This window comes from Streptacidiphilus sp. P02-A3a (assembly GCF_014084105.1).
Classification (GTDB): Bacteria; Actinomycetota; Actinomycetes; order Streptomycetales; family Streptomycetaceae; genus Streptacidiphilus.
On record NZ_CP048289.1, the window covers coordinates 8,634,587 to 8,660,769 of the forward strand.

The following is a 26,183-nucleotide window of genomic DNA, read 5'->3' on the forward strand; positions in this document are numbered from 1 at the left end:
CTCGCTTCCCAGGTTCACGCCGACACCACCGCCGGCAGGTCGCCGTCGTCACCGCGCTCGGCTCCGGCGGCCTTGCCCCGGGTACGGGAGACAGCGCCGAGGCCGCGCCGGGCAGCGGCGGCGGCCACGGCCTTCGCACCTGCCCCAGGGCGGGAGACTACTGCGGGCGGCTCCTCCGTGAGGTGTTCCTCACCGGACTTTCGCTGTTCGTGGAAGGCCAGGATCTGCAACTCGATGGAGAGGTCGACCTTGCGGACGTCCACCCCGTCCGGCACCGACAGCACGGTGGGGGCGAAGTTGAGGATGCTGGTCACCCCGGCCGCCACCAGCCGGTCGCAGACCTGCTGGGCCGCGCCGGGAGGGGTGGTGATCACGCCGATGGAGACGTGCTCCGCCCGGATGATCTCCTCCAGTTCGTCCATGTGGCGCACCGGCAGCCCGGCCGCGGTCCGCCCGGCCAGCGCCGGATCGGCGTCCAGCAGCGCCGCGACCCGGAAGCCGCGGGAGGCGAAGCCGCCGTAGTTGGCCAGCGCGTGGCCCAGGTTCCCGATGCCGACGATGACGACCGGCCAGTCCTGGGTCAGCCCCAGCTCACGGGAGATCTGGTAGACGAGGTACTCGACGTCGTAGCCGACGCCCCGGGTGCCGTAGGAGCCCAGATAGGAGAAGTCCTTGCGGAGCTTCGCCGAGTTGACCCCGGCCGCGGTCGCCAACTCCTCGGATGAGACGGTGGGAACCGAACGCTCGGAGAGCGCCGTCAACGCCCGCAGGTACAGCGGCAGGCGCGCGACGGTGGCGTCGGGAATGCCCCGGCCGCGCGTGCGGCGCGCCGTAGCGGTGCCGCTCGTCGGGGGCGGGGTGGATGGGGTGGAACGTCCAGTTGCCACGGTGCTCCTGGTTCTGAAGCTGGGCTGCGAACGCCAGGCTATGCGTTTGTGAACGTGTGCACAAAGATGGTGTCCGTTTTGTCCACCCAGAGTGACGCGCATCACGCACGCCGTGCGGACCGTCCGCCGGAAGCGGCTGGGCACGTGTCACTCCTTCGACCTCGGCCCCCCGAAGCGAAACTCTGGACAAAACTCCTAGATGGTAAGCGCAACGACCGCGCATCTCATAAGAAGAATCCAGCCACCCTGCGGGCGAAGCCTTCGAGCCGACGGAACCGCTACCCGCCGAGCGCCTTGCGCAGCCGCTGCTCGTCCACCCGCCAGAAGTCGTGCTGACTGCCGTCGACCAGGGTCACCGGGATCTGCTCCCAGTACCTGCGGTACAGCTCCGGGTCCTGGTTGATGTCCAGTTCCTGCCAGTCGAAGCCGAGTTCGGCCGACAGCCGGGTGATCACCGACCGGGCGTCCTCGCACAGATGACAGTCGGGCTTGCCGATCAGCGTGATCACATGATCGGACGGGTCCTTGCGGGGGGCGCCACGGCGCAGCAGCGGAGTCACCCGACCATTCTGCGCCCCCACCACGGCGCACCGGCCCCCCGCCCGTTCACTTCGGCGATACAGATCCCGGGCCCGCGCTGGCTATGCTCGACACCATGGCCACGCTGCGAAGGCTCCCCCAGGCGAAGCGCTCCTCCGCCGTACTCGCCGGTGAGGCGTCCGCCGAGGCCACGCTGCACCCCTCGGCGCCCGCGGCGGCCGGAACCGGCGAGGCGGGCGACCCGCGCGCCGCCGCCTTCTTCGACTGCGACAACACCATCGTCCAGGGCGCGGCGATCTTCTACCTCGGACTCGGCCTGTACAAGCGGAAGTTCTTCAGCCACCGGGAGTTGCTGCGGTTCGCCTGGCAGCAGACGTACTTCCGGCTGCACGGCGCCGAGCACGCGGGCCACATGGCGGACGTCAGGGAGAGCGCCCTGTCGATCGTGGCCGGGCACCGGGCGGCCGACCTGGAGCGGATCTGCGAGGAGGTCTTCGAGGAGTACATGGCCGAGAAGATCTGGCCGGGCACCCGGGCGCTGGTGCGGATGCACCTGGAGGCCGGGCAGCGGGTCTGGCTGGTCACCGCCGCCCCGGTGGAGGCGGCCCGGGTGATCGCCGCCCGGCTGGGGATGACCGGCGCGCTGGGCACGGTCTCCGAGACCCTCGGCGGCGTCTACACCGGCCGCCTGGTCGGCGAGCCGCTGCACGGACCGGCGAAGGCCGAGGCGGTCAAGGCGCTGGCCCTGCGCGAGGGGCTCGACCTGGCCCGTTGCGCGGCGTACAGCGACTCCTCGAACGACATCCCGATGCTGTCACTGGTGGGCTACCCCTATGTGATCAACCCGGACGCCGAGTTGCGCCGCCACGCCCGGGAACAGGGGTGGCGGGTGCGGGACTTCAGGACCGGCCGGAAGGCCGCCCGGGTGGGCATCCCGGCCGCCGCCGGACTGGGCGCGGCGGCCGGTGGCGCCGCTGCCGCGATGGCGATCCACCGCAACCGGCGGCGCTGATCCCGGCCGGGGGGCGGGCCGCTGCGGCGGGTTGACGCGCGGGGCCGCTCCGCTGATCGCTTGTGACCACTCGGCCCCACCGCCGGACTCCCGGAAATTCATGGGTTGATGGGCCCGACCCCGGGGAATCCCGGGCCGATCGGTCAGTCTGCGGCGGCACTTGATCAATTCACGGCAGAGCCGGTCGGATCGCTCTGGCCATAGTCGGTCACATCCTGCCACCAAGCCGCAACAGATGTGACGGAAGCGGCGAAATAAGCAACAGGGTGTAGCCGTTGCTGCACAAAGCGTTATCCTCGTCTGACGCACGCCGGAGCCCATGTGTCCACGTTGGGTGAGCGGTCACGCACTGCACGTAAACAGTTCTGCCTCTGGGAGTCCCGTGTACCCACACGTCCGGAACGACGCGCCTGCACTCTCCCTCGCCCCCGGCGCCGCCGCAGGCGGGCTGGACCTGCTGCGCGCCATGGTGCGCGACCAGCTGTTCCCCCTCGGCGCGCTGCCGGTCACCGCGCTCGCCGTCGCCGGTGGCGTGGACGCACCACTCGGCCCCAAGCCGCCGCGCCCGTCCGTCGCCCTGCGCACCCGAACCTCGACGCCCGCGCCCCGGCACCGGAACCCGTCCTGGGACAAGGACGAGACCCAGGAATCAGCCGACAACCCGATCATGCGACTGGTGGAGCGCGCCCAGGAGGGGGACAGCGAGTCCTTCGGCCGCCTCTACGACCACTACTCGGACACCGTCTACCGGTACATCTACTACCGCGTCGGCAGCCGGGCCACCGCCGAGGACCTGACCAGCGAGACCTTCCTGCGGGCGCTGCGCCGCATCGGCACCTTCACCTGGCAGGGCCGGGACTTCGGCGCCTGGCTGGTCACCATCGCCCGCAACCTGGTCGCCGACCACTTCAAGTCCAGCCGGTTCCGGCTGGAGGTGACCACCGGGGAGATGCTCGACTCCAACGAGTGCGAGCGCAGCCCGGAGGACTCCGTGCTGGAGTCGCTGTCCAACGCCGCGCTGCTGGACGCCGTGCACCGGCTGAACCCGCAGCAGCAGGAGTGCGTGACGCTGCGCTTCCTCCAGGGCCTCTCGGTGGCCGAGACCGCCCGGATCATGGGCAAGAACGAGGGCGCCATCAAGACCCTCCAGTACCGGGCGGTGCGCACGCTGGCCCGACTGCTGCCGAGCGACGCCAGATAACCGCCGCCGTCGATGCCGGTCCGTCACCCGCGCGATCCAGTGCGCGTAACCGAGCGCACCAGCCGCTCGTTGGGCACTGTGCCCGAGCCCTCCGGGGCCGAGGTTCACCCTTTGGGGTGGTTCGAGGCACGACTGCGCAACCGTCCGGTCGGCCGAGTTGTCGACAACGACGAGAGGAGGTGCTGCCCATGACAGCCAACGTGCTAGAGCACCGCAGGGCGAAAGCCTTCGCAGACGCTGTGGAGGACGGTCCTGGCACCGCCGCCGCACAGCAGTTCCCAGAGCTGCTGACGATGGTGGAGACCCTGGGCTCCATGCCCGCGCCCACCCTGGCCCCCGAGGTCCGGACAGTCCAGCGCGCCCAGCTGATGGCCGAGTTCGAACGGGCCTTCGCCGGCGGCGGCGGCGGTGGCGTCCCGGTCCAGCGCGAGCGCGGCAGCCACCGCGCGGCTCCGGGCCGGTTCCGGCCCAGCACCGGCTGGGGCCGCAAGCTCGCAGTGAGCGGGCTGGCGGCGGGCGTGGTGGTCAGCGCGTTCGGCGGGGTGGCCGCGGCCAGCTCCTCCGCGATCCCGGGCGACGCCCTGTACGGGGTCAAGCGCGGGCTGGAGAACTGGCGGCTGGACTTCGCCGGTTCCGACGCCCAGCGCGGCAAGCTGCTGCTGGGCGAGGCCTCACAGCGGATGTCCGAGGCCCGCAAGCTGATCGCCGAGCAGGCGGACCGGCACACCCTGAGCCCGCATGTCGCGGCCGAGGTGACCAGGGCGCTCAGCGACATGAACGCCGAGGGCTCCCAGGGCCGGGATCTGCTCCAGGCGATCTACCAGCAGAGCCACTCGCTGGCCCCGCTGCGCAGCCTGGCCAGCTTCGACAGCGCCCAGCAGAGCCAGTTGGACGCGATCGCGCCGCACCTGCCCAGCCAGGCCGACCCGATGGCCGGACGGCTGCGGCAGCTGCTGTCGGGGATAAGCGCTGACCTCGCCCCGCTGCACCTGGCTCCGCCGTCCGGCGGATCCGGCAGCGCGGCGCTGCCCGGGGTGAGCGCCGGGCCGTCCGCGAGCACCGTCTCCGGCACCGGCTCCAGCTCGGTCGGCACCAGCCACAGCGGCGTCCGGCCGCAGGGCGCGACCGTCTCCGGCACCGGCACCGGCACCATGAGCGCGGCGCCCAGTGCCACGCCCAGCGCCGCCACCGGCGGCGGTGCCCTCGGCGGTCTGGGCAGCCTGCTGACCGGCGGCGGCGACGGCAGCAGCCCGTCCAGCACGCCCTCGGCCGGGAGCAAGCCCGAGGCCACCCCCTCGGCGAGCGCCCCGGACGGCAACGGCCTCACCGTGCCGCCGCTGCTCCCCGGGCTGCTGCCGACCATCGGCATCGGCCTGTCCGGCGGCGGCAGCTGACACCGGTTCGGGCCCGGCGTTCACCCGCCGGGCCCGAACCGCTCAGACAGGACATCCGCTCAGAAGGCATCCGCTCAGAAGAACACCGAGCGCCGCTGCACCAGCAGCCGGTACAGGGTGTGCTGCACGGTCTCCCGTACCTGGTCGGTGAGGTTGAACACCAGCATCGGGTCGTCCGCCGCCTCCGGCGGGTAGTCGTGCGTGGGGATCGGCTCGCCGAACTGGATCGTCCACTTGGTCGGCAGCGGCACCGCGCCCAGCGGTCCCAGCCACGGGAAGGTGGGCGTGATCGGCACGTACGGCAGCCCCAGCAGCCGGGCCACGGTGCGGGCGTTGCCGATCATCGGGTAGGTCTCCTCCGCGCCCATGATCGAGCACGGGATGATCGGCACCCCGGCCTTCAGCGCCGAGGAGACGAACCCGCCCCGGCCGAAGCGCTGCAGCTTGTAGCGCTCGGAGAAGGGCTTGCCGATGCCCTTGAAGCCCTCCGGCCAGACCCCGACGATCTCGCCCAGCTCCAGCAGCCGCTGCGCGTCCTCGTTGCAGGCGAGGGTGTGACCGGCCTTCCGGGCCAGCTCGTTCACCCCCGGCAGCACGAACACCAGGTCGGCGGCGAGCATCCGCAGGTGCCGCCGACCGGGGGTGTGGTCGTGGATGGCGACCTGGGTCATCAGCGCGTCCCAGGGCACCACCCCGGAGTGGTTGGCGACCACCAGCGCCCCGCCCTCGGTCGGCAGGTGCTCCGCGCCCCTGACGTCCAGTCGGAAGTACTTCTCGGCGATCGGCCGGATCGCGGTCAGCAGCACCTTGTCGGTGAGCTCCGGGTCGAAGCCGAACTCGTCCACCCGGTACTCGCCGGTGAGCCGCCGCCGCAGGAAGCCGAGGCCGCCGGCCGCCCGGGCCTCCCAGCCCTTCCCCAGCGCCCGCTCGGCCAGCCCGCCCAGCGGGCCGGCCAGCACACTGCCGACGGCACCGGCGACCGCCTCGGCCATGCCCCGTTCCGCGCCGTCGTCGACCGCGCCCGGCGCCGGGTCGGCGTCCGGCGCCACCGGCGCCACCGGCGGTGCCAGCGAGACCGGCGGGACCTGCCCGCCGCCCGCCGCCCGGGCGGCCCGGGCGGCGGTCCGCGCGGCGGCGACCCCGGGCGCGGCGCTCGCGGCCTGGGCCGTCTGCGCAGCGGTCCGTTCCCCGCCCTTCGCCCGGCCGCCCGCCCGGCGACCGCCGATCGGGATCACCTTGGCCTCGTTCACGGCCCGTTCCCTCGCCGAACTCATCAGTTGCCTCCTCCGCCGACCGGCAGCAGTTCGGCCACCCGGGACGTCCACCGGGCGATCCGCTCCGGTGGCAGCAGTCCCGCCCGGGTACTGCGGCCCAGGTCCGCCAGTGCCGCCTCGGTGGTGAACGCGGGGATGTACCCGAAGGTCTCCCGCAGGTGTGTGGTGTCGACCACCCGGCCGTGGGTGAGCAGCCGCAGCTGCTCCGGCGAGAAGTCGAGCATCCGGGTCTGCCGGGCCAGCCCGGCCACCCAGCTGACCGCCGGGAGCAGCATCGGCACCGTCGGCCGCCCGAGCCGCCGGGCGGCCTGCGAGAGCACCAGCACGCCGTCCCCGGCGACATTGAAGGTGCCGCTGTTGGTGGTGCCGCGCCGGGGTTCGACCGAGGCCAGCCGCAGCACCTCGACCGCGTCGTCCTCGTGCACGAACTGGAGCCTCGGGTCGTAGCCGAGGACGGTCGGCAGCACCGGCAGCGAGAAGTACTCGTTCAGCGGGGTGTCGGCGTGCGGGCCGACGATGTTGGCGAAGCGCAGCACGCTCACCGCGACGTCGGGCCGCCGCCGGGCGAAGCCCCGGACGTAGCCCTCGACCTCGACCGCGTCCTTCGCGAAGCCGCCGCTGGGCAGCACCTTGGGCTGCATCCGCTCGTGGAACACGGCCGGGTCGCGCGGGGCGGAGCCGTACACGCTGGTCGTCGACTTCACCACCAGCCGCCGCACGGTCGGGGCCTTCTGCACCGCCGCGAGCAGCTGCATGGTGCCGATGACGTTGGTCTCCTTGACCGTGGAGCGGCTGGTGGAGCCCAGGGTGGTGGCGCTGACGTTGAGGTGCACCACCGTGTCCACCCGGTGCTCGGCGATGATCCTGGCCACGGTCGGGCGGCGGATGTCGGCGGCGGCGAAGGTGTACGCGGCCAGCGGCGAGGCGTCGTGGTCGCCCGCGAGGTCGTACCCGGAGGGCTGGACGTCGACGCCGACGACCAGGTCGACCCCCGGCTCGCGCCGCACGGCCTGGACGAACCGGCTGCCCAGGTGCCGGGCAACCCCGGTGACCAGCACGACCTTTCCCACTGGACCGTCCTTTCCGCCTGCGCGCCGAGGCCCCCCGGCCTCTTGACCGCACGTTATCCCGGGGTTGTTGCCCGACCGTGTCAGGAGGGCTGCGTCGTGTGTGCCGTCGTGTCAGCCGGGACGTTTCAGCAGCTTCCGGCGGCTTCGCCCGGAAAAACGCAGCCGCCCGCTCCGACACTAGTGCCGGAGCGGGCGGCTGGACACCTTGTGACCGCGCGTGGCGGCCCGAGGCCTACTTCTTGTTGCGACGCTGAACCCGCGTGCGCTTCAGCAGCTTGCGGTGCTTCTTCTTGGCCATACGCTTGCGGCGCTTCTTGATGACGGAACCCACTGACAACCCTCACTCACTGGACAAACCCGCAGGAGCGGGAGTCAGAGTCCAAACGACTGACGTAAGCCACCAGCGTACCGAAACCTGAGCCCAGGGTGTAATCGGCCCCTCGCGCCCTGCTGAACGCCACGGCCCGGCCGGGAATCCGCCCCCTTTTCGGGGCGGCTCCGGCCGGGCCGTGTGGCGCTGTGCTCCCGTTGCTGCCGTCGCTGCTCGGTTGCCGCTCGGTGCGGTTGGGCTCCGGTGCCCTACGCGGTCTCCCGCCCCACGTAGGACTCCCTGAGGTAGTCGTGCACCGCCTGCTCGGGTACCCGGAACGAGCGGCCCACGCGGATCGCGGGCAACTCGCTGCTGTGCACCAAGCGGTACACGGTCATCTTCGACACTCGCATCACCGAGGCGACCTCCGCCACGGTGAGGAAGTTGACCTCGTTCAGAGGCCGCTCGCCAGACGCCATGACAACACCGACCCTTATCCGTGTGACGGGCACCGGCTTCCCCTCCGGTGACTCCAGCCAACACACGCGTATCCCCAGGGTAGTTATGGGTGATACCAGTGGGAAGGGGGAGAAGTAGCCAATCGCTACTGAGACATACCGGCCTGTTGCAGTACGTAGGCAGTAAGCATTCCGTAGCACTCCGGTCGCGCACCGTCGTCGAGCGGGACGGCCACCGCCACCTGCCCCTCGGCCTCGGCGACGAACACCGCCGGGTCGTCGGCGTCGGCCGGGCCGACCGCCGGGACGCCCAGGCGGCCCGCCCCGCAGATCCAGCCGTGGTCGCCGATGACCAGGTCAGGGCGGGGATGACCGGCCTCGGCCAGGGCCGCCAGGGCGATCCTCACCGGCTGCGGGGAGTGCGTGTGGACCGGGTCGGCGAGGGGTGCGGCGCCAGGTCCGACGGAGCGGGGGGCTCCGTTCGGGGACGTCTCTTCATACACCCGCACCACCCCCACCCGGCGCACGTAGTCGAGGGCGCACCGGCGCGCACCCTCCGGCGCGTGAGCCTGAAATGCACGCCCCCGCCCTGGTACGGGCAGCGAACAGCCCGCCGCGCGCAGCGCCCCGGCCAGCGCGGCGTAGAAGCCGAGCAGCGGGCCCGGGTGGCCGGTTCCGGTGAGCACCGTCCCCCTGGCGGCGGCGGTCCGGGCGAGGACTGCGGCGAGGGCGTCCAGGGCACGGACCGTCAGCTCCGGGTCCAGGGTGTCCGGGCCGTGCCGGTGGGCCGGGTCGGGCGAGACCCCGCAGCGGCGGGCGAGCAGCGCCAGCAGCCGGTCGGCGGGCCAGTCCCGCTCCGGGTCGAGACCGAGCCGCAGCTCCGGGTCGCCGTGGGCGAACCGGGCGCAGTTGCGCAGCACCCGCTCCCGGCGGGCGACCGGCCCGGCGATCCGGCAGGCCGTCAGCTGCGCGGCCAGCTCGTCCGCGCTGATCACGCCGCGGAAACCGCCGCGGAAACCGCCGCGAAAACCGCAGCTGCCGCAGCTGGAACCGCCGCCGAAACCGCTCACGCCGTCAGTGTGGCAGCCCCCGGACGGCCGGGGCGGGCCTCAGACGACCAGGCCGTGGTGCGGGAAGACCGCGCGCCGGGTGGCCAGCACCGCCTGGTCCAGCCGGTTCGCCGGGTCGTAGCCGCCGTCGAAGTCCTTCCAGGTGCCGTCCGCGCCGTCGGTCATCCGCTCCGGGGCGCGCTGCCGGGTACGCCGCAGCACCTCCGCCCGCCACTCCTCCGGGGTGGGCGTCAGCGGGTCGATCGGCTGCCCGGCCGCCACCGCGACCAGGTGGGTCCAGGCCCGGGGGACCACGTCGGCCACCGCGTAACCGCCGCCGCCGAGCGCCAGCCAGCGGCCCTGCGCGTGGGCGTCCGCCAGCTCGGCCATGGACACGGCCACCGCGCGCTGCGCGTCCAGGGTGACCGCGAGGTGCGCCAGCGGGTCCTCCAGGTGGGTGTCCGCGCCGTGCTGACTCACCAGCACCTGTGGCTGAAATGCTTCGAGCAGCTGCGGGACGACCGCGTGGAAGGCCCGCAGCCAACCGGCGTCGCCGGTCCCGGCGGGCAGCGCCAGGTTCACCGCCGTCCCCTCGGCCCCCGGGCCCCCGGTCTCCTCCGGCCAGCCGGTCTGCGGGAAGAGCGTGCGCGGGTGCTCGTGCAGCGAGACGGTGAGCACCCGGGGGTCGTCGTAGAACGCCGCCTGCACGCCGTCGCCGTGGTGGACGTCCACGTCCACGTAGGCGACCCGCTCGGCGCCCAGCTCCAGCAGCCGGGCGATGGCCAGCGCGGCGTCGTTGTAGACGCAGAAGCCGGAGGCGCTGCCGGGCATCGCGTGGTGCAGCCCGCCCGCGAAGTTCACCGCCCGGCCGCCGCCCCAGGCCGCCTCGGCCCCGGCCACCGACTGACCGGCGATCAGCGCGGAGGCCTCGTGCATGGCCGGGAAGGCCGGGTTGTCCTCGGTGCCGATGCCGCGCGCCTGGTCCGGCTCGCCGGTCCGCCCGGCCCGGCGGACGGCCGCCACGTACTCGGGCTCGTGCACCAGGCCCAGGGTGGAGTCACCGGCCGCCGGGGCGGTGGCCACGGTCACCCCGGGCAGCCGGTCCAGGCCGAACGCCCGGACCAGCGCCATGGTCAGCTCCAGCCGGACCGGGTCCATCGGGTGGCCGGGACCGAAGTCGTACCCGGTGTCGGCCTCGTTCCAGAGCAGTCGCAGCGGCGTCATACCGCCACGGTATCGACTGCCGCGGGCTGCGGCGCATCAGCCCCGAACGCCCGGGTCACCGTGAGCACGGCGAGCACCAGCACCATCGGCACCAGCATCGCCACCCGGTAGCCGGAGCCGCCCGCGATCGCGCCCACCAGCGGTGAGCCGACCAGGAAGCCCACGTAGTTGAAGATGTTCAGCCGGGCCACGGCCGCGTCCGCGTCCCCCGGGAACAGGCGGCCACCGGCCGCGAACACCTGCGGCACCACCACGCTGACGCCGAGGCCGACCACCGCGAACGCCAGCACCGCCGTCCACTCCTCCGGCGCGAGCGCCACCAGCGCGAAGCCCAGGGCGCAGACGATCGCGCCCAGCTTCACCGTGCGCACGCCGCCCCAGCGCTGCACCCTGCCGTCGCCGAGCATCCGGCCCAGCAGCGCCACCACCATGTAGGCGGCGTACGGCACCGAGTACATCTGGCTGGACGTGTGCATCAGGTCCTGCATGTACTTGGCGCTCCAGTTGGAGACGGTGGAGTCGGCGATGTACGCCACGCACATGGCCAGGCAGAGCGGCAGCAGCGGCTTCCACGGGATGGAGCGGGCCGCGGCGGCCGCCGCCTCCTCGACCGCGCGGCCCAGCTCGGCCGGTCCGGCGTACCAGATCCCGGCGACCAGCACGATCGGGATCGCCACCACGGCCGTGGTGCCGAACAGCGCCAACTGGCTGAGGTGCCAGTGCGCCCCGGCCCAGGCCAGGATCGCGCCGATGATCCCGCCGAGGCTGAACACCGCGTAGAAGCCCTGCACGATGCTCCGGCCGTAGCGGTGCTGGAGCGACACCGCCGACATCGCCTCGCTGGCGTCCAGGCCGCCGACCATCAGCCCGAACGCGCCCAGCGCGGCCCCGGCCTCCCACAGCCGGTCGCCCGCGCCGACGCCCAGCAGGGTCAGGCAGACCAGCGGCTGGACCACCCGCAGCACGGCCCGCGGCGAGGTCCGCTTGACCACCCACTCCATCGAGATCGAGCCGACCCCGGCCAGCACCGGCACCGCCGCCAGGAACACCGGCAGCAGGCCGTCACTGATCCCGTACTGCTTCTGGATCGCCGGGATCCGGGTCACCAGCAGCGCGAAGACCGCGCCCTGCACGAGGTAGCTGACCAGCAGCGCCACCCGGGCCTGCCGCAGTCGCGGGGTCACCGCACCGGTGTCGCCCGCCGCCGTCGGATCAGCCATGACGCACGTCCTTACTCACCAGTACTCGAACAGGTAGGCGCGAGCGTACGTACTCGCCCGGTGCACCGGAAGGGGCGGCGGCAAAAGATCGCAAGCTGCAACCCACGTCGGTTCCGCCGAGCGCCCCGATCGTTACCTAACGTGAGAGCACGGACACGGCCCGCCGTCCCCGGCCGTCCGCCGACCAGCTGTCGACCGCCTGGGAAGGGCTCACATGGGTACGCGCGACCGCCTCCTCGCCCCACTGCGCCGGATCGTGTCCCAGGCGCCCGCGCCGCAGGACCCCACCGGCCTGGCGCTGACCGGGCTGTTCGGCCCGGAGCCGCCCGCCCCCGCGCTGTTCGCGCCGGAGCTGCTGGCCCGGGTGCCGCTGGAGCGGCTGCTGGAGACCGTGGCGGCGCTGCGCGAACGGCACGGCGCACTGCGCTCGGTCCGCCCGCAGCAGGAGCTGCACCGGCTCGCCTTCGACCGGGGCAACGAGCTGGTCTGGGCCGTGACCGACCCGGACGGGCGGCTCACCACCCTGGTCACCGGCCCGGGCGCGCTGCTGGCCCGGGACCGCGCGGGCATCGTCCCGGCCCCCACCCCGGCCGGGGACGACGCCCGGCCCGCCGTCGCGGCCGCGCCGGAGCCGCCCGGCGCCCCGGCCGCCGGCTCCCGGCTGACCCGGGCCTCGGCCAGCGTGCCCGCCCCGGCCGCGGCCACGCTGCAACGCACCATCCTGGCCTACGCCGCCGCGACCGCCGTCGAACTGACGGTCCCGTACCTCACCGACACCGCCACCGGCTGGGTGCTGCTGCTGGCGCAGGCCCCGGCCTTCGCCTGGTACGTGCTGCGCACCGCGCCCGCGCACACCCTGCCGCCGTGGTTCCGGCTGCTGCCGCTGCTGCCGCTGGCCGCCGCCCTGCTGGCCGCCGCCCGGGCGCTGCCACTGCTCGGACCGGGACTGCCGTGGACCGCCCCCGGCCTGCCGGAGGCCGCCCTGGCGCTGGCCGTGATCGGGCTGGCCGGCTGGACCCACCGCCGCTGCCGACCGGTCCGGCCCTCCCCCAGCGCCCACCCGCTGGTGCTCGACTCGCCGCTGCGCGGCGGCCGGTTCACCGTCACCGAGGGCGGCGGACCCGCCGTCAACCGCTACGCCCAGGAGTCGCTGCTGCCCGGCGGCGGTCGCTCGCACCGGTACGCGGTCGACCTGGTCCAGCTCGGCGACGGCGAGCTGTGGCGCGGACGCCGCGCGCTGGGCCTGGCCCCGGCCGTCAACGAGCGGTACGCGATCCACGGCCACCCGGTGCTCAGCCCCTGCGACGGGGTGGTGGTGGCCGCCGTCGACGGGCTGCCGGACCACGGCCCGTTCGAGTCCGGCGCGAGCCATCCGGAGGGCAACCACATCGCCATCGACACCGGCCGCGCGCTGGTGGTGCTCTCCTGGCTGCGGCAGGACAGCGTCCGGGTCCGGCGCGGCCAGCACCTCACCGCCGGGACGCTGATCGCCGCCGTCGGCAACTCCGGCGACGGCAGCGAACCGGCGCTGCACCTGCGGGCGGAGACCCGGGCCTCCCGCCCGCTGCCGGGCACCGGCGGCGGGCTGCCGTTCCGGCTGGCCGAACTGCGCGGCGACCCGCTGCGCGGCCGCCGCTTCAGCGTCCCCGACTAGGGCCGGTTCCCGACCGGTTCGCTACTGGACCAGCCCGAGCAGCGCCGGGACCTGCGCGGTGTCGCTGTACTGCCCGGTCGCCGCCGCCAGCCGCTCGGCCGGGGTGAGCGCGGTGTAGCCGAAGACGTCCATCCCGGCCGAGCGCGCGGCGGCCACCCCGAGCGGGCTGTCCTCCAGCACCACGCAGCGCTCCGGCGGGACGCCCATGGTCGCGGCGGCGTGCAGGAACAGGTCCGGGGCGGGCTTGCCCCGGCCCACGTCCTGGGCGCTGAACAGCTGGCCGTCGGTGAAGAACCCGTCCAGCCCGGTCCGGCCGAGCGCGGTGCGGATCCACTCGTGGTGCGCCGAGGAGGCCACGCAGTAGCGCACCCCGGACTCCCGCACCCGCTTCAGCAGTTCCGCCGCCCCGGCCACCGGCAGCAGCTCCTGCTGGAAGGCGGCGAAGACCCGCGCGTGGAAGTCCTCGTCGAAGGTCTCCGGCAGCCTGGCCCCGTCGTGCCGGGCCGCGATCACGTCGTGCACGGTGTGCGCCGCCGCGCCCATGAAGTCCCGGTAGGAGTCCTCGATGGTGGTGGGGTACCCCAGACCGGTCAGGTAGTCGGCGAGCAGCCGGTTGGAGATCGGCTCGCTGTCCACCAGCACACCGTCGTTGTCGAAGATCACCAAGTCGTAGCGCATCAGGTCACCCTAGCGGTGCCGACCCCGTCACCTGCCGCCGTCACCTGCCCCGTCACCTGCCGCCCGAGGCGAGCTCCCGGGAGCGGTCGCGGGCCGCCTCCAGCGCCGACAGCAGGGCCGCGCGCACCCCGTGGTTCTCCAGCTCGCGGATCGCCGCGATGGTGGTCCCGGCCGGGGAGGTGACCGCCTCGCGGAGCTTGACCGGGTGCTCGCCGGAGTCCCGGAGCATCACCGAGGCGCCCACCGCCGCCTGCACGATCATGTCGGCGGCCACCGCGCGCGGCAGGCCGAGCAGGATCCCGGCGTCGGTCATCGCCTCCACCAGGAAGTAGAAGTACGCCGGTCCCGAGCCGGAGAGCGCGGTCGCCGCGTCCTGCTGCGACTCGGGCACCCGCAGCGTCCGGCCGACCGGCTTGAAGATCTCCTCGGTACGCAGCAGGTGCTCCTCGGCGGCGTGCGAACCGGCCGAGATCACGCTCATCGCCTCGTCCACCAGCACCGGGGTGTTGGTCATCACCCGGACCACCGGGGTGCCCGGCGCCAGCCGCTCCTCGAACCAGGCGGTGGGCACCCCGGCCGCGCCGGAGATCACCAGCCGGTCGGCCGACACCTGCGGCGCCAGCTCCTCCAGCAGCACGCCCATGTCCTGCGGCTTCACGGTCAGGATCAGCGTGTCCGCGCTCTTGGCGGCCTCGGCGTTGCTGACCGCCTCCACCCCGTACCGCTCGCGCAGCTCCGCCGCGCGCTCCGGGCGGCGGGCGGTCACCAGCACGTCCGCCGGGGCCTTCCCGGCCCGCAGCAGCCCGGACACCAGGGCCTCGCCGATCTTTCCGGTACCGAGGACAGCGACTCGTTGCGTCATACCGCCATCCTCCCACCGCACCCCACCCCGCACCGGCCCCGTCCACCAGCCGAAACGCCCGTGCGCGCCCGGCAACGGACCCGCGTCGGCGTCGGAAGTCAGTACGGCAGCAGGCGGCCGGTGTCCAGGGTGAAGGAGAAGGGCTCCGGGATCTGCACCCGCTCGCCGAAGGCCGCGTCCCTCCTCGGGCAGGTAGGTCAGATCGGGGTTGCGGAGCGTGCCGACGGCGGGCGACTCCAGATCCGTGTTCTGCGACGGCAGGTAGCCCTCGGGCATATGGGCGTCGAACTGCCGGGCGACCGTGTAGAGGTTCCGCTGGTGGATCGCCGAGGGCGGAAGCTGCATGATCACGGCGTCGCCGGAGAACTCGGCCTTGACGCTGGAGTCGGCGATCTCCCGGGCCCGGTCGAGGAGTTCGCGGTGCCGAGGCCGCGTGGAGGACCCCCTCGCAGAGGTGCGCTGTCCTCCATGCTACGGACGGGCGGGCTGCTGGGGCGGCGCCCCGGGGGCGGCTCGCTGTCGGGGCAAACTCAGGGTTGTCCCCTATAGCTTCGGGGGCTTCGGAAGAGCACCGTGGAGATATGACAAGCAGCGATGTCTCGACCCGCGAATCAAGCCAGCTCGCCGTGGCGTCCACGACCCTCGGGCCGTGGCGTACCGCCGGCGCGGTCGGCGTTGTCGGCGGCGGCGCGGCGCTCGCCGTCGACCTGATCACCCTGCACTGGTCGCTCAGCGTGCTGGCGGGCCCGGCGGGCATCGCCCTGTTCCTGTTCTTCCTGGTCGGCGGCGTCGGCTCGGTCGTCGGCAGGAAGGGCGACCGCAGGCTGCGCCGCTGGGCGGCGGAGCACCCGTGGGAGACGGCGCTGGTCCCGGCCGTCGGACTGGCCGTCACCAACACCCTGACCCAGTTCTTCCTGAGCGGTTCCGGCGTCTTCGCCAGCATCTTCACCGGCCTGTGGCACGCGGCGGTGCTGGGCGTGGTCATCGGCGTGGTCGGCTCGGTCACGGCCTCCCGGCGCAGCCAGAACTGATCATTCTTACCCCGGCCCTATCGGATGGTAGGCATACTGTCGAAGTGGCCACACTGGACGACTCCCACAACACCACCCCCAACGAGCCCGACCCCTTCGAGGGGCTGGTCCTGGACGAGGACTTCGTGCGCGGCGCGACCCACCAGGAGGGCTCGGCGCGCGCCCGGCTGCTGGCGTCGAAGTGGCAGCGGGAACCGCCGGAGGACACCTCCTGGCGGCCCGAGCCGACCCCGCCCCGCCGCTGGTACGAGCGCGGCCCGCTGCGGCGGCGCGGTGTCCGTCGCGCCGTGCTCGCGGTAGCGGTGGTGGCGGTGCTGCTGGTGCTGGCCCAGGCCGGGCCCGCCGACGTGCTGGGCTGGATCGGCAACCACGTCTGACCGCTGAACCGCCCCGGGCAGCGCCCGGCGTCAGCGGCGCCGGCGGCGGGCGGCGCCCGCCGGGACCGGGCGCGAGCGGGCGCGGGACGCGGCCAGGGCCCGCTCGTAGCCGGCCCGCTTCTCCGCCTCGCCGGGGGCCTCGGTCAGGCTGCGCAGGAAGTACACCGCGAGGGCGCCGACGAAGCCGATGGCGAGCATCGGGCCGACCGAGCGGTCCTCCGCCATCCAGCCGGTCAGCGATGCCCTGCCCCTGGTGAACACGTTCCAGGCGCGGACCGCCGCCACCGCCGTGCACACCAGCACCGCGCCCACCAGCAGCACGTTCACCAGCGACCCGGACTTGGAGATCAGCACGCCCTGCACGCCCAGGCGCATCAGCAGCGCCCCGGCGACGGTCGCCGCCAGCGCGCCGACGCTGACCGCGACCCGGCGCAGCCAGTAGCCGGTGTCGTGGGTGACCCAGGCCGTGCCGAAGAAGCGGATGGGCTCGGGGCTGGGGCTGGGGCTGCGGCTGGAGTTGGACGCGCGGTCGTCGGACACGACTCCGATTATGCGACAACGGGCCGCCCCTCCCCCCGCAGGGGGAAGGCGACCCGCGTCACAACGAACCGGTCGGCCCAGCGACGAGCCGGTCAGCCCAGCGCGGAGACGTCCCGGACCGCGCCCTTGTCGGCGCTGGTCGCCATCGCCGCGTAGGCCCGCAGCGCCGCCGAGACCTTGCGCTCGCGGCTGGCCGGGCGGTAGCCGGTGGTCGCCTCCAGCTCGGCCCGGCGGGCGGCCAGTTCCTCGTCGGAGACCTCCAGCCGGATCGACCGGGCGGGGATGTCGATGGTGATCAGGTCGCCGTCGCGGACCAGCGCGATGGTGCCGCCGGAGGCCGCCTCCGGCGAGGCGTGGCCGATGGACAGACCGGAGGTACCGCCGGAGAAGCGGCCGTCGGTGACCAGCGCGCAGGCCTTGCCGAGGCCCCGGCCCTTGAGGAAGGACGTCGGGTACAGCATCTCCTGCATGCCCGGGCCGCCCTTGGGGCCCTCGTAGCGGATGACCACCACGTCGCCCTCCTTGACCCGCTTGGTGAGGATCGCGTCGACCGCGTCCTCCTGCGACTCGGCGACCACGGCCGGGCCCTGGAAGCGCCAGATCGACTCGTCCACCCCGGCCGTCTTCACCACGCAGCCGTCCACCGCCAGGTTGCCGTAGAGGATCGCCAGGCCGCCCTCGGTGGAGTACGCGTGCTCGACGTCGCGGATGCAGCCGCCCGCCGCGTCGGTGTCCAGTGTGTCCCAGCGCTCGGACTGGGAGAAGGCGGAGGCGGAGCGGACGCAGCCGGGCGCGGCGTGCCACAGCTCGACGGCCTCGGCGGACGGCGAGCCGCCGCGCACGTCCCAGGTCTTCAGCCAGTCGGCCAGCGACGGGCTGTGCACGCTGTGCACGTCCTCGTTCAGCAGCCCGCCCCGGTACAGCTCGCCGAGGATCGCCGGGATGCCACCGGCCCGGTGCACGTCCTCCATGTAGTACGAGCCGTTGGGGGCGACCTTGGACAGGCACGGCAGGCGGCGCGACAGCGCGTCGATGTCGGCCATGTCGAAGTCCAGCTCGGCCTCCTGGGCGGCGGCCAGCAGGTGCAGGATGGTGTTGGTGGAGCCGCCCATGGCGACGTCCAGCGCGACCGCGTTCTCGAACGCGGCCCGGGAGGCGACGCTGCGCGGCAGCACCGAGGCGTCGTCCTCGCCGTAGTAACGCTTGGTGATCTCGACGACGGTGCGCCCGGCGGCCTGGTAGAGCGCCTTGCGGGCGGTGTGGGTGGCCAGCACCGAGCCGTTGCCGGGGAGCGCCAGGCCGATGGCCTCGGCCAGGCAGTTCATCGAGTTGGCGGTGAACATGCCGGAACACGACCCGCAGGTCGGGCAGGCGTTCTCCTCGATCCGGGCGATGTCCTCGTCCGAGACGTTCTCGTTGACGGCGTCGGAGATCGCGTTGATCAGGTCCAGCTTGCGGACGGTGCCGTCGACCAGGGTGGCCTTCCCGGCCTCCATCGGGCCGCCGGAGACGAACACGGTCGGGATGTTCAGCCGCAGCGCGGCCATCAGCATCCCGGGGGTGATCTTGTCGCAGTTGGAGATGCAGATCAGCGCGTCCGCGCAGTGCGCCTCGACCATGTACTCGACCGAGTCGGCGATCAGGTCGCGCGAGGGCAGCGAGTAGAGCATCCCGGCGTGGCCCATGGCGATGCCGTCGTCCACCGCGATGGTGTTGAACTCGCGCGGGATGCCCCCGGCTGCCTGGACCGCCTCGGAGACGATCCGGCCCACCGGCTGGAGGTGCGTGTGCCCGGGCACGAACTCGGTGAAGCTGTTGGCCACCGCGATGATCGGCTTGCCGAAGTCCTCACGGGCCACGCCTGCGGCCCGGAGGAGGGCGCGGGCGCCGGCCATGTTGCGGCCATGGGTGACGGTACGAGACCTCAGCTCGGGCACTGTGCTCAACTCCTTCGTCGTTGGCGTTCGAGCCTACGCCGCCCGCCCGCCCCTCGGACGCCGCGTCCGGCATCCGGTACGGTCGGCGGTCAGCCCCGGTCGTTCACGCCGACCGTCAGGTCCAGCTGGAAGTCCTCGCGGACCACGCCGTCCGGGAAGACCGCCAGCAGTGCCTCCCGCTCCGCCGCCAGCACCTCCGCGCGGCGCGGCTCCGGCAGCACCGCCAGGTAGGAGCGCGAGCCCAGGTCGGCCAGCGACTGCTCCAGCGGGATGCTGCGGCTCCACTTCAGCAGCGCCTTGCCGGTGCGCAGGCCCAGCCGCTCCAGCTCCGACGCGCTCTGGTTGACCGCCCCGTAGCCGTGGTAGTCCGGGCAGGCAGCGGTCAGCCGCCGCTCCTGCGCCGCGGGCCAGCCCTGGGAGCGGTCCTTGACGTTCCAGAACACCGCGAGCGCGCCGCCCGGGCGCAGCACCCGGCGGGCCTCCGGCACGGACTGGTCCGGGGTGGTCCAGTGGAACGCCTGGCCGTAGGTGACGAAGTCGGCGGAGCGGTCGGCGAAGGGCAGCCGGTTGCCGTCCGCCCGCACCAGCGGGACCCGCGGCAGCACCGAGGCCAGCTGTCGCGCCATGCCCAGGGTGGGCTCGACCGCGACCACCTCGGCGCCGCGGCCGAGCAGCAGCCGGGTGACGATGCCGGTGCCCGCGCCGACGTCCAGTACCCGGGCGCCGCGCAGCGGCCTGCCGGTCAGCTCCTCGATCGCGTCGAACAGCGCCTGGGGATAGCTGGGGCGGGCCGCGTCGTACTGGGCGGCGACGGCGCCGAAGGAGCTGGAGAGGGTGGTTCCGTGCAGGAAGGACGACGACATGCCGGGGCTCCGATCCACTGCGTCGGGAAGGGCTAGCGGGGTGAACCTACCCGGGCGGCGGTCGCCAGGTGCAGCCGGGTGAAGGCCAGCGCCTCCGCGAGTTCCGCCTCACGTTCGACCGGTCCCGCGGAGCGCCTGGTGTTGACCTCCAGCACCACGTGGCCGTCGAAGCCGCCGCGGGCGAGCCGTTCCAGCAGCTCGGCGCAGGGCTGGGTGCCGCGCCCGGGGATCAGGTGCTCGTCCTTCGCGGAGCCGGAGCCGTCGGCGAGGTGCACGTGCGCCAGCCGGTCGCCCATCCGGTCGACCATCGCCAGCGCGTCGGTGCGGGAGGTGGCGACGTGCGACAGGTCGACGGTGAAGTGCCGGTAGTCCTCGGTGGTCGGGTCCCAGTCGGGCGCGTAGGCGGCGACCTCGCGGTCCCGGTAGCGCCACGGGTACATGTTCTCCACCGCGAACCGGACGTCGGTCTCGTCCGCCATCCGCCAGATGCCCTGGACGAAGTCCCGGGCGTACTGCCGCTGCCAGCGGAACGGCGGGTGCACCACCACGGCGGAGGCCCCGAGCTTCTCCGCCGCCGCCCGCGCCCGCAGCAGCTTGGTCCACGGGTCGGTGCCCCAGACCCGCTGGGTGATCAGCAGGCAGGGCGCGTGCACGGCCAGGATCGGCACGCCGTGGTAGTCGGACAGCCGCCGCAGCGCCTCGATGTCCTGGCTGACCGGATCGGTCCACACCATGACCTCGACGCCGTCGTAGCCGAGCCGCCCGGCGATCTCGAACGCGGCGGCGGTGTTCTCCGGGTAGACCGAGGCGGTGGACAGGGCGACCTTGGCGGCGGGCACGAACCGGGGCCCGGCCCCGACCGTCCCGGCCGCGCGCGGCGCGTGCGGCAGCGGCACCCGCGCGGGCGCCGCCCGCTTCGCCGCGACGCCGGTCGCTTTGGCCGCCCGCCCGCCCCGGGCCCGGCCCGGGGGCGCCCCGGCTCCCGGTTCCCGGCTCGGCTGCTCGTCCGCTGCTTCCGCCACGGAGACAGCCTAAACGTGTCGGCGGCGGGACGGGACGGGAGCGCGTCCGGCGAAACGGTGCGGGCCGGTCAGGACACCCCCTCCATCTGGTCCAGCCGGCGCAGGATCAGGCCCTCGCGCAGCGCCCAGGGGCAGATGTCCAGCTCCCGCACCCCGAACAGGTCCATCGCGCCGTCCGCGACCAGCGCCCCGGCGAGCAGCTGCCGCGCCCTGCCCTCGGAGACGCCCGGCAGCACCGACCGCTGCGCGGTGCTCATCGCCGCGAGCTTGGGCACCCACGCGGCCAGCGCCTCCCGGGTCAGCCCGCGCTTCTGGTACGGGCCGTCGGCCTCCCGCGCCGCGCCGGTGATCCGAGCCAGCTGCTTGAAGGTCTTGGAGGTCCCGACGAAGTGGTCGGGCACGCCGACCCGGGCCACGTCCCCGACCGTCCGGGCGATCTGCGCCCGCACGTGGCGGCGCAGCGTCCGCACCGCGTCCGGGGTCGGCGGGTCGCCGGGCAGCCAGCCCGCCGTCAGCCGTCCGGCGCCCAGCGGCAGCGACACCGCCGCGTCGGGCTGCTCGTCCACGCCGCAGGCTATCTCCAGCGAGCCGCCGCCGATGTCGAGCAGCAGCAGCCGCCCCGCCGACCAGCCGTACCAGCGGCGGGCGGCCAGGAAGGTCAGCCGGGCCTCGTCGCCGCCGGAGAGCACCCGCAGCTCGACGCCGGTCTCCCGCTCGACCCGTTTGAGCACGTCCTCGCCGTTGACGGCCTCCCGCACCGCCGAGGTGGCGAACGGCAGGACCTCCTCCACGCCCTTGTCCTCGGCCACCCTCATCGAGGAGGCGACCATGTCGACCAGGCGCTGCACCCCGTCCTCGCGGATCGCCCCCTGCTCGTCCAGCAGTTCGGCCAGCCGCAGCTCGATCTTGTGCGAGTACGCGGGCACGGGTGCGGCACCCGGGTGCGCGTCCACCACCAGGAAGTGGACGGTGTTGGATCCCACATCGAGAACGCCGAGTCGCATAACCGTCAACGCTACGCGATAGCCGGGCGACGATCACCCCGCACCCGGAACCCGCTGGGCCCGGAGCAGCGTTCTCCGGTGCGTACCGCCCCTGCCGTCCCCCCGAGGAGACCCGTCGTGGCCCTGCAACTCCAGATCGTCGGAAACGCCATGCAGATGGCCGTCGTCCAGCTCCAGCCGGGGCAGACGGTCTACAGCGAGGCTGGGAAGTTCCTGTTCAAGACGACCAACGTGAGCATGGACACCCGGTTGTCCGGGCCGCCCGGGGGCTCGCAGCTGCCCGGGCAGGGCCAGGCCGGCGGCATGGGCGGGCTGCTGCGGCAGGCCATGGGCACGGCCATGCAGGTCGGCCAGCGGATGCTGGCCGGGGAGAGCGCGGCGTTCCAGTACTTCACCGCGCAGGGCGGCGAGGGCACGCTCGGCTTCGCCGGGACCATCCCGGGGGAGATGCGCGCCCTGGAGCTGGACGGCGGCCGGGCCTGGCTGGCCGAGAAGGACGCCTTCATCGCGGCCGAGGCCGGGGTGGACTTCGGCATCGCCTTCTCCGGACTGCGCGCCGGGATGCGCGGCGGCGAGGGCTTCGTACTGGAGCGGTTCACCGGGCGCGGCACCGTGCTGATCGGCGGCGCGGGCAACTTCATCGACCTGGAGCTGCAGGACTTCGGTGGCGCGCTACAGGTCCACACCGGCTGCATCGTCGCGTTCGAGGAGGGGATCAGCTACGACGTGCAGCGGATCGGCGCGCTCAACCGCCAGGGCATGATGAACGCCCTGTTCGGCGGGGACGGCCTGTCCATGGCCACGTTGCAGGGGCACGGCAAGGTGATCCTCCAGTCGATGACGCTGGAGGGCCTGGCGAACGCGCTGCGCAAGGCCGAGGGCTCGGGCGGGGACAAGGAGGGCCCGACCGGCGGGCTGTTCTCCACCCGGATCGAGTGACCGGCGGGAGCGCCGTTCCCCCGATCGGGCGAACGGCGCTCCCGCCGCGCTACGCGCCGAGCCGGTGCCGCCCGCCGAGGTCCTGGAACAGGCCGGTGTTCAGCCGGAACGCGAACCGGGCCTCCTCGGTTATCCGCCGCTGCTCGGCCTCGCCGACGGCCGCCCCGGCCGCGTCCAGCCGCGCCCGGTAGTCCCGCTTGAAGGCGGCCGGGTTGCCGACCGCCTCGAAGACGTAGAACCGGACGCCGTCGCCCTTGTGCGCGAACCCCCAGACCCGCTCGGCGATCCCGCGCACGACCTGGCCACCGGAGAGGTCGCCCAGGTAGCGGGTGTAGTGGTGGGCGAGCAGCCCGTTCGGCCAGTCCCGGGCGACCTCGCGCAGCCGGGCGGTGTACGCCTCGGTCGCGGGCAGCGCGGTCAGGCCCGCCCGCCAGCCCTCGCCGCGCAGGTGCCGCAGGTCGCGCTCCAGCTCCGGGGCGCGGTCCAGCGCCGGGTCGATGAACGGGCCGACCACCGGGTGGTCCGCCAGCGCCGCCCCGGCCCGCTCCAGCTCGCGGTAGACGAACCAGAGCTGTCCGGCGAGCTCCGCGTACGCCTCGACGCCGAGGCCGCCGCCGAGCAGGTCCGCCATGAACGTGGACTGCTCCGCCTGCTGGTGCTCGCGCGCGGTCGCGGCGCGCAGCAGCGCGGCGAAGCCCGGCTGCGGCTCGGTGTCCGCACGTTCCTCGGTGGCGGCGGGCTGGGTCATCGGAACCTCCGCGGGGTCTGCGAGTCGTACGGGTCACGGGCGTCGGGCCCACCCGACATCTTTCCGACAGGCTGTCGGCAAAAACCTCGGTGAGCATATCCGTTGCCGCCGGGCTCCGTCCCGCCGACCGCAGGCCATAGGCTGGAACACGTGCCACCCGTAGACGTCACGCTCACCGATCGCAAGGCAGTCGAGAAGGCTGCGAAGAAGGCCGCCGCCGCGGCCCGCAAGCGCGAGGTCCCGCTGGACTTCGCCCGGGCCTGGGTGGAGTTCGCCGACCCCGAGGACGCCGACCAGGTGTTCCGCTGCGACCTGACCTGGCTCACCTCCCGCTGGACCTGCGTCTTCGGACGCGGCTGCCACGGCATCCGCCCCGGTCGCGCCAGCGACGGCTGCTGCACGCTCGGCGCGCACTGGTCCGACGAGGACGACCAGCGGCGGGTCGCCGGGCACGCCGCCCGGCTCACCCCGGAGACCTGGCAGTTCCACCGGCAGGGCACCGGCCCCAAGGGCATCAGCGAACCGGACGACGACGGCGAGCACCGCACCCGCCGGGTCGACGGCGCCTGCATCTTCCTCAACCGCCCGGGCTTCCCCGGCGGCGAGGGCTGCGCGCTGCACACCCTGGCGCTGGCCGAGGGCAAGGAGCCGCTGGAGACCAAGCCGGACGTCTGCTGGCAGCTGCCGATCCGGCGGACCTACGACTGGATCGACCGTCCGGACGACACCCGCTACCTCCAGGTCGGCATCGGCGAGTACGACCGGCGCGGCTGGGGCCCCGGCGGCCACGACCTGCAGTGGTGGTGCACCGGCAGCCCGGACGCCCACGTCGGCGCGGAGCCGGTCTACCTGAGCTACCGGCCGGAGCTGACCGAGCTGATGGGCGCGGGCGGCTACGCGGAGCTGGCCCGCCTCTGCGAGCAGCACCTGAGCACCCCCGGCGGCCCGGTGGCGGCGCACCCGGCCGACGGCTGAGCCCCCGGGCCCCGCGGGCTACTGCCTGCGGTGGCGTCCGCGCCCGTCGGCCACCGGCGGCGTGCCGGACGCCCCCGGTGCGGACGCCCCCGGCGCGGGCGAGCCACCGCTGGGCGAGCCACTGGGTGAACCGCTGGGCGCGCTGCTCGGGGTGCCGCCGCCGGAGCCGGTCGGGGACGGCGTGGGCGAACCGCTCGGGCCGCCCGACGGGCCGCTGGGGGTGGCGCTCGGCGGCGGGCTCGCGGACGGCGGACCGGACGGCGGCGGGCTCGCGGGCGGCGTGGTCACCGGTGGCGGGCTGACCGGCGGCCCGGTCGGTGGGCCGACGGGTGGGCCGACGGGCGGGCTGACCGGCGGCGGCAGCGTGCGGCGGCCACCGGTGCCCGGGCCCTGGAGGGTCACCACCGCGCCGGACGGCCGGACCACCAGCCGCGCGGCCCAGGGACCGGTCGGAGTGACCGCCTGGTCCACCGAGACCAGCACCGTGGTCCGGGCGCCCGCCGCGAGCGTGCCCGCACCGCGGCTGAGCCGCAGCCACGGCGTGCCGTCGTCGATCTGCCAGTCCACGGCGGTGGTCCCGGTGTTGGCCAGGGTGATCACGGTGACCGCGGACACCTCGGCGGCGGTCACCGACAGCTGGGCGGCCCCGGGCGTGGCCGGGTCCACCGGGCTCGCCAGCACGCTCGCCACCGTCCGCGCCGCGCCCGGGGCGGCGGAGCCGGGCGCGGCCGGGGCGGCCGGGCCGACGTCCGCGCCGTGGCGGCCGGGACTGGAACCGCCGCCGGTCGGCGCGGTGGGCGACTGGTCGCCGGGGTCCAGCGGCTCCGGGGTGCTCACGCTGACCGAGGAGACCGGGGCCGCCTCCACCGTGTGCCGCTGCTGGCTGGTCAGGAACAGGGCGACCACCGGCGCGGCGACCACCGCCGCGATCACCGATCCGGCGACGGCCCGCTGCCGCAGTACCGCGGCCCGCTGGCTGGGCGCGCTGCGCTGGACCGGGAAGCCGCGGCGGTCGAACCGCGGCTCGGCGGCCGGGTCGTCCCGGCGGCCGAGCTGGGTGAGCAGGCGCTCACCGGCCGCCTGCGCCGGGGCGAGCTCGGCGGGGGCGCGCACCAGCGACAGCGTGCCGGGCGCGCGCAGCGTCCCCGGCCAGGGCCCGAGCGCCGCCTCGCGCTCGGCCGTGCCCCGGCAGGTGGGGCAGGAGTCGAGGTGCCGGACCAGCTCGCCGCGCAGCGCCGGGCCGAGCACCGGGCCGCGCTCCCGGCCCAGCCGCCGCAGCTCCGGGCAGCCGTCGGCGGCGAGCACGCTCAGCGCCGCCGCCGTCCGCTCCACCTCGCACACCGCCTGCGCCAGCAGCGCCCCGGCCTGCTCCGGCCGCAGCCCGAGGACGGCCGCCAGCTCCTCGACCGGCAGCCCGTGGCGTCCGGTGAGCTCCAGCGCCTCGCGCTGGGCGGGGGTGGTCCCGGCGGTCTCCGGCCAGGCGAGGCGGCGCAGCCGGGCCGGGCCGCCGCCGTGCCGCCCGCAGCTGGACCAGCCGGGAGCGGACCGGCCCGCCGCGAACCGGCCGGGCTGCGGGGCGGAGCCGTCCAGCCGGACCAGGCAGCTGTGCCGGGCCAGCGCGTACAGCCAGGCGCGCAGCAGCTCCGGTCGGCGCAGCCGACGGCGGTGCCGCACCGCGAGCCGCCGCACCTCGCGGACGGCGGCCACGGCCGCGTCCTGGTCGCAGAGCACCGAGAGGCAGTAGGTGAACAGCCCGTCGGTCAGCTGTTCCCATGCCTCGTCGAGGCCGCGCTGCCGGGGCACGGCTCTGGCCTGGGTCTCGGTGGTCACTCCCCCGACGTTAGGGCGCTGCCGCCGTTCGCCACCGGAGCTTGCGGTCGGCGTACCCCTTTCGGGTGAGTGAGCGGCGCTGTC

General features: G+C 74.1%; 26 protein-coding genes. 8 read left to right on the forward strand and 18 right to left on the reverse strand.

Annotated features, from left to right (window positions below; all coding sequences use genetic code 11):
• Positions 1 to 14: 14 nt before the first annotated feature.
• Entirely contained in the window at positions 15 to 806 is a 792-nt protein-coding gene (locus GXP74_RS36585; protein ID WP_182456894.1) for a redox-sensing transcriptional repressor Rex, read from the reverse strand.
• A 359-nt stretch (positions 807 to 1,165) separates the two neighbouring features.
• Entirely contained in the window at positions 1,166 to 1,447 is a 282-nt protein-coding gene (locus GXP74_RS36590) for a glutaredoxin family protein (protein ID WP_182455502.1), read from the reverse strand.
• A gap of 95 nt (positions 1,448 to 1,542) precedes the next feature.
• On the opposite strand from GXP74_RS36590, the gene GXP74_RS36595 reads away from it, so the two are divergent.
• The 3 genes from GXP74_RS36595 (at position 1,543) to GXP74_RS36605 (ending at position 5,034) form a co-directional block, all read left to right on the forward strand.
• Positions 1,543 to 2,439 carry an HAD family phosphatase gene (locus tag GXP74_RS36595; RefSeq protein ID WP_182455503.1) on the forward strand — a complete coding sequence of 299 codons (897 nt, stop codon included), beginning with the start codon at positions 1,543 to 1,545 and terminating at the stop codon, positions 2,437 to 2,439.
• A gap of 382 nt (positions 2,440 to 2,821) precedes the next feature.
• Positions 2,822 to 3,640 (forward strand): ECF subfamily RNA polymerase sigma factor, BldN family, encoded by an 819-nt coding sequence (locus tag GXP74_RS36600; protein ID WP_370468508.1) that lies wholly within the window; start codon positions 2,822 to 2,824, stop codon positions 3,638 to 3,640.
• A gap of 188 nt (positions 3,641 to 3,828) precedes the next feature.
• On the forward strand, positions 3,829 to 5,034 hold the full coding sequence (locus GXP74_RS36605; protein ID WP_182455504.1) for a DUF5667 domain-containing protein: 1,206 nt from the start codon (positions 3,829 to 3,831) through the stop codon (positions 5,032 to 5,034).
• 74 nt (positions 5,035 to 5,108) lie between these two features.
• On the opposite strand, the gene GXP74_RS36610 is transcribed toward GXP74_RS36605, so the two are convergent.
• The 7 genes from GXP74_RS36610 to GXP74_RS36640 all read right to left on the reverse strand — a co-directional run bounded on the left by GXP74_RS36610 (position 5,109) and on the right by GXP74_RS36640 (position 11,639).
• Positions 5,109 to 6,308 (reverse strand): lysophospholipid acyltransferase family protein, encoded by a 1,200-nt coding sequence (locus GXP74_RS36610; protein WP_182455505.1) that lies wholly within the window; start codon positions 6,306 to 6,308, stop codon positions 5,109 to 5,111.
• The gene (locus tag GXP74_RS36615) at positions 6,308 to 7,378 is read right to left on the reverse strand and encodes an NAD-dependent epimerase/dehydratase family protein (protein WP_182455506.1); all 1,071 of its coding nucleotides are present in this window, start codon (positions 7,376 to 7,378) and stop codon (positions 6,308 to 6,310) included. Before GXP74_RS36615 ends, GXP74_RS36610 begins: the two co-directional genes overlap by 1 nt.
• Positions 7,379 to 7,610: 232 nt before the next feature.
• A complete protein-coding gene (locus GXP74_RS36620; RefSeq protein WP_003948845.1) occupies positions 7,611 to 7,709 on the reverse strand; it encodes a 30S ribosomal protein bS22 in 99 nt (32 codons plus the stop codon).
• A gap of 248 nt (positions 7,710 to 7,957) precedes the next feature.
• The gene (locus GXP74_RS36625) at positions 7,958 to 8,167 is read right to left on the reverse strand and encodes a helix-turn-helix domain-containing protein (RefSeq protein WP_030261033.1); all 210 of its coding nucleotides are present in this window, start codon (positions 8,165 to 8,167) and stop codon (positions 7,958 to 7,960) included.
• A gap of 125 nt (positions 8,168 to 8,292) precedes the next feature.
• Entirely contained in the window at positions 8,293 to 9,216 is a 924-nt protein-coding gene (locus GXP74_RS36630; RefSeq protein ID WP_370468509.1) for a phosphatase, read from the reverse strand.
• A 39-nt stretch (positions 9,217 to 9,255) separates the two neighbouring features.
• The gene (locus GXP74_RS36635; protein ID WP_182455507.1) at positions 9,256 to 10,419 is read right to left on the reverse strand and encodes an acetoin utilization protein AcuC; all 1,164 of its coding nucleotides are present in this window, start codon (positions 10,417 to 10,419) and stop codon (positions 9,256 to 9,258) included.
• Positions 10,416 to 11,639, reverse strand: coding sequence for an MFS transporter (locus GXP74_RS36640; RefSeq protein WP_182455508.1), 1,224 nt, complete (start codon positions 11,637 to 11,639; stop codon positions 10,416 to 10,418). Before GXP74_RS36640 ends, GXP74_RS36635 begins: the two co-directional genes overlap by 4 nt.
• A 214-nt stretch (positions 11,640 to 11,853) precedes the next feature.
• On the opposite strand from GXP74_RS36640, the gene GXP74_RS36645 reads away from it, so the two are divergent.
• Positions 11,854 to 13,293, forward strand: coding sequence for a M23 family metallopeptidase (locus tag GXP74_RS36645; RefSeq protein ID WP_182455509.1), 1,440 nt, complete (start codon positions 11,854 to 11,856; stop codon positions 13,291 to 13,293).
• Between the two features lie 21 nt (positions 13,294 to 13,314).
• Here GXP74_RS36645 and GXP74_RS36650 read toward each other — a convergent pair whose 3' ends face one another.
• The gene (locus GXP74_RS36650; protein ID WP_182455510.1) at positions 13,315 to 13,971 is read right to left on the reverse strand and encodes an HAD family phosphatase; all 657 of its coding nucleotides are present in this window, start codon (positions 13,969 to 13,971) and stop codon (positions 13,315 to 13,317) included.
• A 52-nt stretch (positions 13,972 to 14,023) separates the two neighbouring features.
• Positions 14,024 to 14,833 (reverse strand): pyrroline-5-carboxylate reductase, encoded by an 810-nt coding sequence (proC, locus tag GXP74_RS36655; protein ID WP_182455511.1) that lies wholly within the window; start codon positions 14,831 to 14,833, stop codon positions 14,024 to 14,026.
• A 581-nt stretch (positions 14,834 to 15,414) separates the two neighbouring features.
• Here proC and GXP74_RS36660 point away from each other — a divergent pair.
• The gene (locus tag GXP74_RS36660; protein WP_182455512.1) at positions 15,415 to 15,864 is read left to right on the forward strand and encodes a hypothetical protein; all 450 of its coding nucleotides are present in this window, start codon (positions 15,415 to 15,417) and stop codon (positions 15,862 to 15,864) included.
• A gap of 44 nt (positions 15,865 to 15,908) precedes the next feature.
• A complete protein-coding gene (locus tag GXP74_RS36665) occupies positions 15,909 to 16,241 on the forward strand; it encodes a hypothetical protein (RefSeq protein WP_182455513.1) in 333 nt (110 codons plus the stop codon).
• 30 nt (positions 16,242 to 16,271) lie between these two features.
• Here the strand turns inward: GXP74_RS36665 and GXP74_RS36670 are convergent, their stop codons facing one another.
• The 5 genes from GXP74_RS36670 to GXP74_RS36690 all read right to left on the reverse strand — a co-directional run bounded on the left by GXP74_RS36670 (position 16,272) and on the right by GXP74_RS36690 (position 21,607).
• Positions 16,272 to 16,781, reverse strand: coding sequence for a hypothetical protein (locus GXP74_RS36670; RefSeq protein ID WP_182455514.1), 510 nt, complete (start codon positions 16,779 to 16,781; stop codon positions 16,272 to 16,274).
• 92 nt (positions 16,782 to 16,873) lie between these two features.
• Positions 16,874 to 18,718, reverse strand: coding sequence for a dihydroxy-acid dehydratase (gene ilvD, locus GXP74_RS36675; RefSeq protein ID WP_182455515.1), 1,845 nt, complete (start codon positions 18,716 to 18,718; stop codon positions 16,874 to 16,876).
• Positions 18,719 to 18,807: 89 nt separating this feature from the next.
• Positions 18,808 to 19,581 carry a class I SAM-dependent methyltransferase gene (locus GXP74_RS36680; protein ID WP_182455516.1) on the reverse strand — a complete coding sequence of 258 codons (774 nt, stop codon included), beginning with the start codon at positions 19,579 to 19,581 and terminating at the stop codon, positions 18,808 to 18,810.
• 32 nt (positions 19,582 to 19,613) lie between these two features.
• Positions 19,614 to 20,420, reverse strand: a complete 807-nt coding sequence (locus GXP74_RS36685; protein WP_182456897.1) for a sugar phosphate isomerase/epimerase — start codon at positions 20,418 to 20,420, stop codon at positions 19,614 to 19,616.
• A gap of 251 nt (positions 20,421 to 20,671) precedes the next feature.
• On the reverse strand, positions 20,672 to 21,607 hold the full coding sequence (locus tag GXP74_RS36690; RefSeq protein ID WP_182455517.1) for a Ppx/GppA phosphatase family protein: 936 nt from the start codon (positions 21,605 to 21,607) through the stop codon (positions 20,672 to 20,674).
• 117 nt (positions 21,608 to 21,724) lie between these two features.
• On the opposite strand from GXP74_RS36690, the gene GXP74_RS36695 reads away from it, so the two are divergent.
• Positions 21,725 to 22,546 carry an AIM24 family protein gene (locus tag GXP74_RS36695; RefSeq protein ID WP_182455518.1) on the forward strand — a complete coding sequence of 274 codons (822 nt, stop codon included), beginning with the start codon at positions 21,725 to 21,727 and terminating at the stop codon, positions 22,544 to 22,546.
• A 49-nt stretch (positions 22,547 to 22,595) separates the two neighbouring features.
• Here the strand turns inward: GXP74_RS36695 and GXP74_RS36700 are convergent, their stop codons facing one another.
• Positions 22,596 to 23,294, reverse strand: coding sequence for a heme oxygenase (biliverdin-producing) (locus tag GXP74_RS36700; RefSeq protein ID WP_182455519.1), 699 nt, complete (start codon positions 23,292 to 23,294; stop codon positions 22,596 to 22,598).
• Positions 23,295 to 23,444: 150 nt separating this feature from the next.
• On the opposite strand from GXP74_RS36700, the gene GXP74_RS36705 reads away from it, so the two are divergent.
• Positions 23,445 to 24,269 carry a hypothetical protein gene (locus GXP74_RS36705; RefSeq protein ID WP_370468510.1) on the forward strand — a complete coding sequence of 275 codons (825 nt, stop codon included), beginning with the start codon at positions 23,445 to 23,447 and terminating at the stop codon, positions 24,267 to 24,269.
• A gap of 18 nt (positions 24,270 to 24,287) precedes the next feature.
• On the opposite strand, the gene GXP74_RS36710 is transcribed toward GXP74_RS36705, so the two are convergent.
• Entirely contained in the window at positions 24,288 to 26,099 is a 1,812-nt protein-coding gene (locus tag GXP74_RS36710) for a hypothetical protein (protein WP_182455520.1), read from the reverse strand.
• Positions 26,100 to 26,183: the final 84 nt, after the last annotated feature.

Bases quoted from the DNA above. Each gene is read 5' to 3' on its own strand.
- GXP74_RS36645 (WP_182455509.1), top strand. From the start codon at position 11,854: ATGGGTACGCGCGACCGCCTCCTCGCCCCACTGCGCCGGATCGTGTCC.
- GXP74_RS36595 (WP_182455503.1), top strand. From the start codon at position 1,543: ATGGCCACGCTGCGAAGGCTCCCCCAGGCGAAGCGCTCCTCCGCCGTA.
- GXP74_RS36690 (WP_182455517.1), bottom strand. From the start codon at position 21,607: ATGCGACTCGGCGTTCTCGATGTGGGATCCAACACCGTCCACTTCCTG.
- GXP74_RS36605 (WP_182455504.1), top strand. From the start codon at position 3,829: ATGACAGCCAACGTGCTAGAGCACCGCAGGGCGAAAGCCTTCGCAGAC.
- GXP74_RS36640 (WP_182455508.1), bottom strand. From the start codon at position 11,639: ATGGCTGATCCGACGGCGGCGGGCGACACCGGTGCGGTGACCCCGCGA.
- GXP74_RS36625 (WP_030261033.1), bottom strand. From the start codon at position 8,167: ATGGCGTCTGGCGAGCGGCCTCTGAACGAGGTCAACTTCCTCACCGTG.
- GXP74_RS36680 (WP_182455516.1), bottom strand. From the start codon at position 19,581: ATGTCGTCGTCCTTCCTGCACGGAACCACCCTCTCCAGCTCCTTCGGC.
- proC (WP_182455511.1), bottom strand. From the start codon at position 14,833: ATGACGCAACGAGTCGCTGTCCTCGGTACCGGAAAGATCGGCGAGGCC.
- GXP74_RS36650 (WP_182455510.1), bottom strand. From the start codon at position 13,971: ATGCGCTACGACTTGGTGATCTTCGACAACGACGGTGTGCTGGTGGAC.
- GXP74_RS36610 (WP_182455505.1), bottom strand. From the start codon at position 6,308: ATGAGTTCGGCGAGGGAACGGGCCGTGAACGAGGCCAAGGTGATCCCG.
- GXP74_RS36700 (WP_182455519.1), bottom strand. From the start codon at position 23,294: ATGACCCAGCCCGCCGCCACCGAGGAACGTGCGGACACCGAGCCGCAG.
- GXP74_RS36635 (WP_182455507.1), bottom strand. From the start codon at position 10,419: ATGACGCCGCTGCGACTGCTCTGGAACGAGGCCGACACCGGGTACGAC.
- GXP74_RS36660 (WP_182455512.1), top strand. From the start codon at position 15,415: ATGACAAGCAGCGATGTCTCGACCCGCGAATCAAGCCAGCTCGCCGTG.